This window comes from Lysinibacillus sp. ACHW1.5, from assembly GCF_022014815.1.
In the GTDB taxonomy this organism is placed as follows: domain Bacteria; phylum Bacillota; class Bacilli; order Bacillales_A; family Planococcaceae; genus Lysinibacillus; species Lysinibacillus capsici.
Genome location: NZ_CP091777.1, coordinates 797,891 through 809,991, shown reverse-complemented (window position 1 = coordinate 809,991; position 12,101 = coordinate 797,891). Strand labels below are relative to the sequence as shown.

Here is a 12,101-nt window from a genome sequence, read left to right as displayed (position 1 = left end):
TCCTCCTCTTAAAATTGTTCTAGTTTACATGTTTCCTTTAAGCTTAAATAAGCTGCAGACATATCTTTTTCTCCATAGCCCTGCTGAGCAATTTCACTATAAAGATCCACTAACTTTTCGCCGATTCGCAGCGATACGCCTGCTTCATCCGCCATTTCCTTAGCTAACTTCAAATCCTTTAATAGTAGATTTGTCGAAAAGCCTGGCTCATAATTATCATTTTTCATATATTCCAAATAATTACGTTCATAAATACGGCTTTGCCCATAACTATTGTTTAATACTTCATAGAGCGTGTCTGCCTGAATACCCATTTTTTCGCCAAGTACAATCGTTTCAGCGACTGCCTCTGTGTAAAAGCCAATCATTAAGTTATTGAGTAATTTAATTCGCGTTCCTATACTTGAAGATGTGCCCAAATGATAAATATTTTTACCGACTATTCTGAATATTTCGCTAGCACTTATATAATCATCTGTGTCACCACCAACCATAATAGTTAATGTCGCATTGATAGCCCCTATGACACCCCCACTGACAGGTGCTCCCAAATAACGTAATCCCGAAGCTATAGCTTCTGTATGTAACGTATCATTCAATTCGGGATTAACAGTACTAAAATCAATCAGTAGGCACCCTTTCTTTGCATGTTGTAAAATTCCTTGCTCTGACTGATAAACCCATTCTACAACCTGAGGGGTAGGCAAGCTTGTCATAATAACATCACATTGCTTCGCGATATCCAGAGCTGTCTCAAGGGCGAAACCACCTGCAGCTGTGAATTGTTCCATTGCTTTCGTATTCGTATCGAAACCATATACCTGATAATCTGCTTTTAATAAGTTAATAGCCATCGGTAAACCCATATTTCCTAAGCCAATAAAGCCTAATTTTTCCTTCATTGTGACCTCCCCATTCCTTGAAAATACAACAGAAAACTTGATGATCTACTAGCCAACTTTCATTTTTTAAAGTAACATTAGTAACGAGATAACATCATTGACCGCAGTCATTGACTTCGGTCATTTAAATCATAATCAATCGAAATCCATCTCGTCAATTAAAAAATTAATATTTTCAGAATATTTTTTTACAAAAGATATTTTACAATATTTAATATAGGAGGTATTAGCTACCAATGGAAACACTCACAAGCAGACAGAAAAAGGCATTAGAAACACGTGAAAAATTATTGAAAACTTCTTTAGATTTATTTAACAAGCATGGTTATGAACATGTTTCTGTTGAACAAATTACAAAGGCATGTAATGTTTCAAAGGGTACATTTTATACACATTTCCCATCTAAATATGATGTTATTTTAGAAAAATTTAAGGAGCTTGATAATTTTTATCGTACAGTTGAAAAAAATATTGATCCCACATTACCAGCAAGTGAAAAAATACTCTTAGTGTATCAAGAGCAAATGAGATATTTAACCAATATTGTGGGAAAGGATTTATTACGTACAGTATATACGGCTGCTATGACAAACCAAGTAGAACAGGATCATTATTTAATCAATCCACAACGTAAGATTTTTCAGATAATGAATACATATATCGAGGAAGGAATTCAACATGGGGAATTTAGACAAGATGTTTCTGCTGCTACCATACAAACACTTATTCAGCGCTGTATGCGTGCGAATGTCTATGATTGGTTGATACATAGTGAAGACTTTGACCTAGCCTCTGAAATGTCGCAATTCACAGCAATTGTCTTAAACGGTCTTAAAAACGGCAAATAAAAAAGTAGCACTTCATCTATTTTGTGATGAAAGTGCTACCCGTTTTCTAGCTTACAAAATATTGTTGTACAATCGTTTCAACTGGTAATGGTTTATTATACAAATAGCCTTGCCCTTTTTGACAACGATGGCGTTTGAGAAAATCAACTTGTATTGGTTCTTCAATTCCCTCAGCAATGACCTCTAATCCTAAATTATGAGACATCGAAATAATGGCTTTTATGATGGCTTCATTTTTGTCATCCTTTGCTATATCTGCAATAAATGACTGATCAATTTTAATAATATCAATCGGATAACGCTTGAGATAACTTAATGAGGAATAGCCTGTCCCAAAATCATCCACAGACACATAAACACCTAATTGCTTCAGTTCTGTAAGAATCGAAAATGTTTCATGAACATTTGTCATAGAACTTTCAGTAATTTCTACTTCTAACAATTCAGGTGGTACACCATATGTCTTTAAAGCTGTTTTAATTTTTCGGGCAAAATTTTCTTTTCTAAACTGTTTTGGGGATATATTGACTGCAATCCGTACAGGACGATATCCTTTCGATTGCCATTCTTTTTGGTAACGACATACCTCATCAATAATCCAATCACCAATTTCAATAATCAACCCTGAGGCTTCCGCAATAGGTATAAATTGTGCTGGTGATACAAAACCAAATTTACGGTTATTCCATCGTAATAATGCTTCAAAGCTATTGATGCTATTATTTGCTAAATCCATTTGCGGTTGTAGATGAAGACTTAGCTCATTAAATTCAATTGCTCGACGTAAATGTGCCTCCATTAATGCTTCGTTTGGAAAAATGGCCGTCATATCTTCACGGTAGTAGCGATAATGTGAACGACCATGTTCTTTAACAGAAAATAAAGCTTTATCTGCTTTCCGTACAAGTGTCTCGATATCTTTACCATCTGCTGGGCTAAGTGAAATCCCAATCGATACGCTAATAAAATATTCCTGTCCATCTATCATAAATGGCTGTTTTAATACGTCCATAATCAAGTTTGCAGTTCGTTCAATTTTTTGGATGGTTGCATCTTTTAGCACAAAAATAAACTCATCACTATTATATCGATATAGCGAACACTTTGAGTAGCAAAGCTCCCGTAACCTATGACTAAACATACGCATCAAATCATCTCCCTTGCTCTCGCCAAGGGATTCATTAAACTTTTTAAAACGGTCAATGTCAACTAAAATAAGAGCGGCTTGCTTATGCTCTTGCTTTTTATCATTTAAATGCTGTAGCCAATGCTCCTTAAAAGCTTTTCGATTCCAAATACCTGTTAATTCATCCATTAGTGCTAGGTAATAGAATGCTTCATGATCATTCATAAATGAATTAGCATCTTTAACAAATAGGTGGACACCCACAACTTCACCATTATAATAGGTTGGATGCGTTCTTAAATAAAAGGGCTCTTTGCTTAGTAAATCACCTTTCAATAAGCATTTAGGCATGCCAAACGCTGAACCTTCGATTGTTTTGGTAAATAATAGTTTAAACTCATTGAGATATTTACTTTCGAGTAATGAAAAAATATCTAGTCCAATTAGACTGTGCTGCTCTCTCGATAGTGTAGCAGTAGCAGCAATATTTTGATGAATTATTCGACCTTGTAAATCTGTCGTTAACACTGGACTTATATGTTGTTCAATGAACTGTAAATAGGGATTTTCTTCAAATGGTGTCGCTCGAAGAATAATGGCAACTATTGATTCAGAAAAGTGCTGAACATGAAGCATAAATGTTTTCTCTTGATGACCGTTACCTAATTTTAGAGTATGCTGTTTATTGATTTCTTCAATTAGAAATCCCGACAATTGCAGCCAGCATTGCTTAGTAAAAAAGTTCTCAGCGTTTTTGGCTGTTATATCCTCCAACTCAATCATTGACGATAGCTTTTCATTAAATTCAACGACCTCAAACACTGTCTTATCAACTTGTCTCAAACAAATGATTGCATCAAATGGATTTAGTTGCATGAGCTGTTGATATTCTGCAAATGGCGCTACATTTTCTCTACATTTTTTCATTCTATCCCTCACTAAGTAGCGTGTTTGCTCTATTCTTCGTCTAGCGTAGGCTTTAATGCATCCTTCAAGAAAATTTCCTGGCTATTTAATGGATCTTCGCTACGATCAAACTCTTTATAATGATACTTACCATTAGAGTCTTGAATACGGGCTTTGGCAGTATCCATTAATTGTGCATTCATTATGTCAATAATACGAGTTTTTGCTTCACTTGCATATACAGGGAATAAAATTTCTACACGTTTAATCATATTGCGTGTCATCATATCCGCAGAGGATAAATATACTTTATTTTCCCCATTATGATGGAACCAATAAATACGAGAGTGCTCAAGGAAACGACCAACAATACTTGTTACGGTAATGTTTTCACTAATACCTGGGATTCCTGGTCTAATACAGCATATACCACGAATAATAAGTTCGACCTTTACACCAGCAATTGATGCCTCATAAAGCTTCATCATTAAATCTTTGTCTGTCAATGAATTCATTTTTGCACGAATAAAACCATTTCCATATTTTTTATGACAGGCAATTTCCTCATCCATTAAACGAATAAATTCATCTCGTATATCAAATGGAGCAACGACTAAATGATTAAAGGTTGGCTTTTCTGTATAGCCACTTAAGTAGTTAAAGAAATTTGTCGCATCAATGCCAAACTCTTTATCTGTCGTTATTATGCCCATATCCGTATAGATTTTTGCAGTAGCATCATTATAATTTCCTGTACCCAAGTGGACAAAACGTTCAATTTTGCCGTTACGACGACTAACGACTAGCGTGATTTTTGAGTGTGTTTTTAAATTATTCATCCCATAAATCACAAGACAACCTGCTTGTTCTAATTGTTTTGCCCAGTGCACATTGTTTTCTTCATCGAAGCGAGCCTTTAGCTCCACTAATACCGTTACTTGTTTACCGTTTTCAGCGGCAAGCTTTAACGCTTGAATAATCGGTGAATTCCCACTTACTCGATATAATGTCTGTTTTATAGCCAGCACATTCGGGTTGACAGCGGCCTCAGAAATAAAATCAACAATAGGGGCAAAAGATTCATATGGATGATGGAAAAATATATCCTGTTGAAGTGCTTTCTCAAAAATATTTTCGTCAGACTGTAAATCTAAAGGTGGCTGTGGGATAAAGCTTTCATATTCTAAATGCTCACGACCTACTGAAATACCTTTCACAAAAGAGAACATAAACGTTAAATCCAAAGGACCATCAATATGGAATACATCAGATTCTTCTATTTCGAATTCATCTAGTAAGTATTGCAGCACTTCCTCGTTCATTTCTCCAACTCGAACTTCTAAACGGCTTCCTAGACCCCATTTTCGCTTTTTCAGTTCTTTTTCGATCTCCACAAGAAGATCTCGAGCCCCTTCTTCATGGATAGTTAAATCTGCATTTCTTGTTAAGCGGAAGGCTTGTGCTGATTTTACGCTATAGCCATAAAACAGCTTTTCAATATGCGCTACTATCACATCCTCCAATAAAACTACAACTGTCTTTCCTTCTTCGGACGGTACTTTTATATAGCGATCTAACACAGATGGAACCTGGACAATCGCCACTTTTTCACGACTTTCAAGATCTGACTCATCCTGCTCTAACAGCACTAGTAAATTCAAAGTTTTACCAAGTAAAGTTGGGAAAGGACGATAGGCATCCACTGCAACAGGTGTTAAAACAGGGAAGATAGTTTCTGCAAACATTTCATTGATAAATGATTTTTGCTTGCTATTTAAATCTTTCATATCCGCAATATGTACATTTTGTTGAGGTAGTAAATCATAGATTAAATGTCTATATACCTCAGTTTGTCGTCGCACTAATGCTTGTGTGCGTTCTGCTATTTTGGCCAACTGTTCCTTCGGCGTTAAGCCAGATTTGTTTTCAGGCTTATGAAAACCAGCACGTACCTGATCCTGTAAGCCTGCCACACGTACCATAAAAAATTCATCTAGATTGGAACTAAATATAGCTAAAAATTTTAAACGCTCGAGCAGAGGATTATTAATATCCTCTGCTTCCTCTAGCACTCGCTCATTAAAGGCAAGCCAGCTTAATTCACGATTATTATAATATTGAGGCTTTGCAATTTCCTCTAACAATAGATTGTAGTTTTCGGAAAATTCTTCCCCATGTAGCTCGTTTTTCGTTACTTCAGTTGTCATCCATTGTTCCACCCTTCTTCAATAAAATTGATCTTCATTGGGATTTTTAATGCACGTTCTAAATGCTTTCTATGTCGATTGGCTTGATACTTTTCAGCCGCGGCATTCTTTTTTACATAAATATTAAGCTGAACATGATCTTCTTCGGTGTGCATTTCAATAGCATGTACTATGTTGCGTTTTGAAACATTTAATGCATAGACAAATTTTAATAGCGCTCCGAAATCTCTTATTTTACGAAGTTCCTCCCGACTCATCCATGTAGCAAATGGAGCAGCAAATCGTTCGAAATAATCTTTATTTTTATAAGAGGCAAGAAGTGCTAGTTTTACTCGTTCTAAATGATTTAAACCATCAATAGATTGATTCGCAATTAAATAAAAAGTATGTTGGCTTGAAGAGCTTAATTCGATATACTCTCCTATATTAAAAACCTTCGCCGCTTTTGCCAATAAATGCAAATCATCTGGATGATATTGCAAATAGCCTAAATGACAACATTCACGATACAATTGGTCTGCTAAATGCATTAAATAATCTACTTCCATTTCACTCCGACCATACTGCCGTGCTAAGCTTCTAGCATTTCCTTCAAAGACATTATATTTATCAAATGCCTGCGTATCTGTTTGCAAAATCCGTTCAATAATGAGTCCCTCACGTAAACCTCGCTTTGTCAGTTGGAAAGTCTCACTACCAACTACCTCCATCAACACTCTAAATACCTCTAATGCGGGAACAATGATATCTGCACGGTCCGATGAGAGACCATCCAATTGTTTCAATTCCTGAAAGCTTAATTGCCCTAAAAATAAGCTTAAATCATCCAAATTTTCCTTTGTCATTTCATAACCATGAACGCTGGCAATAGGGTAATCATGCTTTTGCTGATGTATTTGAGCAATATTCCGCGCACTACCACCAATTGCGATAATAGGTAGCGCAACATTTTTTATCCAAGGGAGTGTTTGGAACTGCTCTTTGACAAAGGTAAGAAGCTCTTTTTTCTCACTACTATTGATAATGTCACCTTTTACAAAACGTTGCTTTAAAGAAACTGTCCCAAAAGGAAAACTATGTGATTGCTGAATTTCTTTATTTTCAAACAGCGTAATTTCGGTACTACCCCCACCGATATCGATCGTTACGGCCGATTTCGTACCCATGGAGTAGGCAACAGCAACGTAGCCAAAATAGGCTTCTTCCTCTTCTGATAAAAGCTCTATTTGGATACCAGTCCGTTCTTTCATTTCCTCTATAATTTTGTCTCGATTAGTGGCTTGTCGAATAGCCGCAGTCGCCGCAGCTTTTACATCTGTTACTTCAAAATCCTCAAGCATGGCTTTAAATGTTAATAAAGTTTCTGATAACACTTGAATACCTTCATCAGACATCTCTCCTGAGGGCTGTAAATATGTACGCAATCGTGCTACCGTTTTAATATTTCCAAGCTCACGAAGTCCCTCTTCATTAGCATATTGATATAATACTAATCGGATCGTATTGGAGCCGATATCAATAATAGCTGTTTTTAATTCATTCAAATAATCACATCCTTCAAGCATCTACCATTTATTTTGTTCATATTATTTGGACATATACAAAAAATCGGACCCTCTTAATTCAGGCATCCGACTTTACTTTCATTTATTTATACTTGCAGGATACCCATTATTAAAATTGAGAAGTATCAAGCCATGGTGATTACAGAATAAGTTGGTCAACACGTAAAATGAGCTCTGCAATTTCTGGCTTACTTATTTGATCCTCAGCCCCTACTTGATCACCTTTATGACGAAGGTCATCTGTAATTAGACTTGAAAAAATGATAACAGGAAGCTTTTGAAGATCGGGATGCTCTTTGATTTTTCGTGTTAAATGATGGCCATCCATTTGTGGCATTTCAATATCCGTTACCACCAATTGAATATGCTCAGCTATGTCACTACCACTCTTTGCAATTCCCTCTAAATATTCATAAGCATCGCGGCCATTTTCAAAGAATTCAACATTGTCATAACCAGCTTCACTCATTGTATCGAACAGTAATTTACGTAATAACGGTGAATCTTCTGCAATTAAAATTCGCTTTCCAGATCGCTCACGTTTACCGAGCTTTTTAACAGATTCCACACTAATTCCTGATGCAGGATTGATATCCACCATAATTCTTTCGAAATCTAGTAATAGAATCATTTGCTCATTCTGTTTAATCACTCCGATTACTTGCGATGTACCTCCCTGATACATATCTGAAGGCTTTTCAATTTGATTCCAAGAAATACGATGAATTTGTGTTACATTATCTACATGGAAAACGACACGTTGTTTATTAAATTCTGCTACAATATATTTTTGTTGTGGATTACGCTCAGCACCTTGAATCCCTAATACTCGTAGCATATCTACAACAGGTAATACCTCACCTCGTAATTGAATGATTCCTTCTACATGCGGGTGCGCGTGTGGGATAAACGTTACTGGGATCGGTTGAATAATTTCTTTTACTTTAATAACATTGATGCCGAATTTATTGTTTGCTACTTCAAATTCAACAATCTCTAGCTCATTTGTGCCACTTTCTAATAATATTCCTTTATGTTCCAATGCAACCCCGCTCCTTTCTCTACATCTGTTTATAATTCAATTGTATCATAGGCAATACATTTCTCCTACTTGCTATTTCCATTTTTATCATTAACTTTTAGATGTACCAATAGACCAACGACAGTCATAACGATCAACGTTGATAATGCTACACGACTAGCAATAGTACCATAATCCTTCATCCACAATGTAACCGTTCCATATATGGCTGGACCAATAATGGATGAAACTTTACCTGAAAAAGCAAACAACCCAAAAAATTGTCCACGTTTCTCATTCGGTGATAATTCAATAATATAGGTCCGAGATGTCACCCACATTGAGCCAAGTGATATACCAAATAGACTACCAGCAAGCCAGAACATCCATTGTGCTGAAGCAAAAACAGCGAATATCAAAGCAACAATCATAATAAGGGCAACAATTGTAATGGCACGTTTAGCGCCTATTGATTTCGTAATATACCCAAAGGCAAGTGACCCAATGATTGTTGAGACAGTAGAGACCAAATAAAGAACGATAAATTGGCCAGAACTAAAGCCAACAATTGTTGTCGCATAAACAGCCATCATAGCAATCGTTGTAGCAATGGCATCATTTAGAAAGAAATAAGCAATCATAAAGGTAAAGATTGCTTTATATTGCTTCATATCTTTAAATGTTTGAATGATTTCTTTATAACCATCTAAAAACTTTAAGGACTTCCGTTGTGACTTTGGGATCGGTGTATCTTTATTAATTAAGAATAATGGCAATGAAAAGAGTAAATACAGAATGGCTGTTGGAATAAACGCCCGATGAAAATCGCTGTTACCAACATACAAGTAAACAAGTAATCCAAAAAGTGTACCAAGATACCCAATTGCAACACCATACCCTGAAATGAGTGGCATCTCTTCTTTTGTTCCTAGATCGCCCATCATAGAATCATAAAATACTAAACTTGAATTAAAGAAAAATTTTGCTATGACAAAACTTGCAACTACCAAAAATAAACTAAGAGGCACACCAGAGTAATTGACAGTGGTTTGTACATTCGCAAATATTCCCATCATAAACGTAAACACAATAGATATGGAAGCAAACCATACAATAAATCTCTTTTTATAACCTGTGTTATCAATCCACACACCGAAAAGTGGTGAAAAGATAACGAGCAACAAGCTTGCAATGGCATTTGCATAAGATATAAAGGTGCTCGCAACTTGTTGCATGACTTCATTTGTTCCTAAAACCTCATCCATGTAAAAGGGAAAAAATATTGTATTTATATTTGAAGAAAAAATTGTATTCGCAAAATCATAAAATGCCCATGAAAGTATCGGTAATGATAAATAAATGGCTAATTGACTTCGATGTTGTACGTCTATAGCTGTACTCTTCTTCATAAAACCCTCCTCTCCATTCTCTATAATAAACAATTAATTTCTCTCTGAAATAAAAAATACCTTTTTTTAAAGAAAATTAATATTATTTACAATATAACAGTAAATTCACTGAAAAATAACTGCCAAATGGTCGATAATTGAACACTTGTTTTCTGTGTAAAATCAAAAAAGGTATTCAAGCCCCTCGCTTGAATACCTTTTTATCATTCTATATCTATTGTCACCCATTCAGAGGACCATTGCTCAATCGCTTTTAACACGGGTGCAATAGCATACCCCTTTTCCGTCAGTTCATACTCAATGACAACTGGTGTTGATGGAATTACTGTACGTAGCACTATTTGCTCAGTCTCTAACTCCTTTAAACGTTCTGTTAATACACGACTACTAATATTCAGCTGATTTTTAATAGTCGAATACCTTTGCGGACCATCTAGTAGCTGATAAATAAGTAGTGTATTCCAACGATGATTTAATATCATGAGTGCTTTTTCAAATCGTGGACAAATATTTTTTTGATCCAAATCACTTACCCCCTTTGTATATTAGTTCCTATTTAACAGTATATCACTTTTTTAAAAAGCCTGTTCTAAAAATACATTAAGTTACTTGACAAAAGTTGTTTTTAAAAATAAACTAAGTTACGAATTGTAAGCAAAAAAAGAAAAGGAGTTACTTTATTATGCAAAATATTGGTTCAACAATTTTACGTATCGTTCTAGGCGTTATTTTTGCAGTGCATGGTTTCCAAAAATTTCAAGGTGGTATTAGCTATACAGCTGACTTCTTTGAAAGCCTAGGTATACCAGGATTTATGGCGTATATCGTGGCAATTATTGAATTAGTAGGTGGAATTGCAATTATTTTAGGTTTAGCAACAAGAATATTTGGTGCTTTATTAACCATTACAATGATTGTGGCGATCTTTACAGCAAAACTTAGCATCGGCTTTATCGGGGCAGATGGATTGGCTGGTTATGAATTAGATTTAGCTTTAGGTGCAATAGCTCTTTACTTTGCTCTCGCAGGCGCATCAAACTTCTCACTGGATTCTCAACTTTTCGGGAAAGAGTAAAACAAAAAAACCTGAAGGTCTTCCATTTAAGGAGTCTTCAGGTTTCCTATTCATATTCGCATCGAGAATTATTTATAATACTTTAAGAGTGCTTGTGTACCATTATCACCATAGCCTGCTGCGATTAATTTCTCATACATTTCATAGGCTAATGCAAGTCCTGGTAATGTGATGCCCATTTTGTTTGACTCATCTAAAGCTATTTTCATATCCTTTACAAAATGTTTAATATAAAAGCCTGGTGCAAAATCTTCTTTTATCATACGTGGGGCTAAATTGCTTAAAGACCATGAACCTGCTGCACCTGAAGAGATCGATTGTAATACGGTCGGTAAATCTAATCCTGCCTTTAGTCCATAAGCTAGTGATTCACACACGCCAATCATACCAGAGGCAATGACAATTTGATTGCACATCTTTGCATGCTGCCCAGCTCCTGCTTCACCCTGATAAATTATATTTTCACCAAATTGCTTCATAATGGGCAATACCTTGTCGTATGTGTCCTGATCGCCACCCATCATGATAGACAAAGTGCCATTTTGTGCACCAATATCCCCACCTGAAACAGGGGCGTCTAAAGCCTCTACACCAATGGATTGAGCATGCATATAAATTTTCTTTGCTAAAGATGGCTCTGAAGTCGTCATATCAATGACAATGTTGCCTTGTTCTGCTGTTTGGAAGAGGCCATTTCCCCCAAAATATACTTCCTCTACATCTGAAGGATAACCAACCATTGTAAAGGCAATTTCATGATTTTTAAATGCTTCAGCAGGTGAGCTTGCCCATGAAGCCCCTAGAGCAACAAGAGGCTCTGCTTTTTCTTGCGTACGAGTATAGACGGTTACTTCATGACCATTTTTTAATAAATGCTTAATAATACTAGCACCCATTACTCCAGTTCCAATAAATGCAATACGTTTCTTTGTCATATGTACATGCTCCTTTGTTTTAGAATGTGTGTACTCTCCGTGGGAGTCCAACTCTCTATCTTTTCAGTTTAGGTGAATGAATGGAATAATTCAAACTCTTCCCACAA

General features: G+C 35.9%; 10 protein-coding genes. 2 read left to right on the top strand and 8 right to left on the bottom strand.

Features of this window, described 5'->3' with window-relative positions; all coding sequences use genetic code 11:
• Positions 1 to 8 precede the first annotated feature (8 nt).
• Positions 9 to 902 carry an NAD(P)-dependent oxidoreductase gene (locus L6W14_RS03710; RefSeq protein ID WP_131521694.1) on the bottom strand — a complete coding sequence of 298 codons (894 nt, stop codon included), beginning with the start codon at positions 900 to 902 and terminating at the stop codon, positions 9 to 11.
• Positions 903 to 1,138: 236 nt separating this feature from the next.
• On the opposite strand from L6W14_RS03710, the gene L6W14_RS03705 reads away from it, so the two are divergent.
• Positions 1,139 to 1,750 carry a TetR/AcrR family transcriptional regulator gene (locus tag L6W14_RS03705; RefSeq protein WP_237899430.1) on the top strand — a complete coding sequence of 204 codons (612 nt, stop codon included), beginning with the start codon at positions 1,139 to 1,141 and terminating at the stop codon, positions 1,748 to 1,750.
• A gap of 46 nt (positions 1,751 to 1,796) precedes the next feature.
• Here the strand turns inward: L6W14_RS03705 and L6W14_RS03700 are convergent, their stop codons facing one another.
• The 6 genes from L6W14_RS03700 to L6W14_RS03675 form a co-directional block, all read right to left on the bottom strand.
• Complete coding sequence (locus L6W14_RS03700) at positions 1,797 to 3,803, bottom strand: GGDEF and EAL domain-containing protein (RefSeq protein ID WP_237899428.1); 2,007 nt, start codon at positions 3,801 to 3,803, stop codon at positions 1,797 to 1,799.
• Between the two features lie 29 nt (positions 3,804 to 3,832).
• Positions 3,833 to 5,989, bottom strand: coding sequence for an RNA degradosome polyphosphate kinase (locus tag L6W14_RS03695; protein WP_237899420.1), 2,157 nt, complete (start codon positions 5,987 to 5,989; stop codon positions 3,833 to 3,835).
• The gene (locus L6W14_RS03690; protein WP_131521698.1) at positions 5,986 to 7,533 is read right to left on the bottom strand and encodes a Ppx/GppA family phosphatase; all 1,548 of its coding nucleotides are present in this window, start codon (positions 7,531 to 7,533) and stop codon (positions 5,986 to 5,988) included. Before L6W14_RS03690 ends, L6W14_RS03695 begins: the two co-directional genes overlap by 4 nt.
• A 160-nt stretch (positions 7,534 to 7,693) precedes the next feature.
• The gene (locus tag L6W14_RS03685; protein WP_048391990.1) at positions 7,694 to 8,596 is read right to left on the bottom strand and encodes a chemotaxis protein; all 903 of its coding nucleotides are present in this window, start codon (positions 8,594 to 8,596) and stop codon (positions 7,694 to 7,696) included.
• A 65-nt stretch (positions 8,597 to 8,661) separates the two neighbouring features.
• Positions 8,662 to 9,984, bottom strand: coding sequence for an MFS transporter (locus L6W14_RS03680; protein ID WP_131521699.1), 1,323 nt, complete (start codon positions 9,982 to 9,984; stop codon positions 8,662 to 8,664).
• A 203-nt stretch (positions 9,985 to 10,187) separates the two neighbouring features.
• Complete coding sequence (locus L6W14_RS03675) at positions 10,188 to 10,508, bottom strand: winged helix-turn-helix transcriptional regulator (RefSeq protein ID WP_016992449.1); 321 nt, start codon at positions 10,506 to 10,508, stop codon at positions 10,188 to 10,190.
• A gap of 158 nt (positions 10,509 to 10,666) precedes the next feature.
• Between L6W14_RS03675 and L6W14_RS03670 the strand changes: the two genes are divergently transcribed.
• Positions 10,667 to 11,059, top strand: a complete 393-nt coding sequence (locus L6W14_RS03670) for a DoxX family protein (protein ID WP_131521700.1) — start codon at positions 10,667 to 10,669, stop codon at positions 11,057 to 11,059.
• A 68-nt stretch (positions 11,060 to 11,127) separates the two neighbouring features.
• Here the strand turns inward: L6W14_RS03670 and L6W14_RS03665 are convergent, their stop codons facing one another.
• Positions 11,128 to 11,994, bottom strand: coding sequence for an NAD(P)-dependent oxidoreductase (locus L6W14_RS03665; RefSeq protein ID WP_131521701.1), 867 nt, complete (start codon positions 11,992 to 11,994; stop codon positions 11,128 to 11,130).
• Between the last annotated feature and the right edge of the window lie 107 nt (positions 11,995 to 12,101).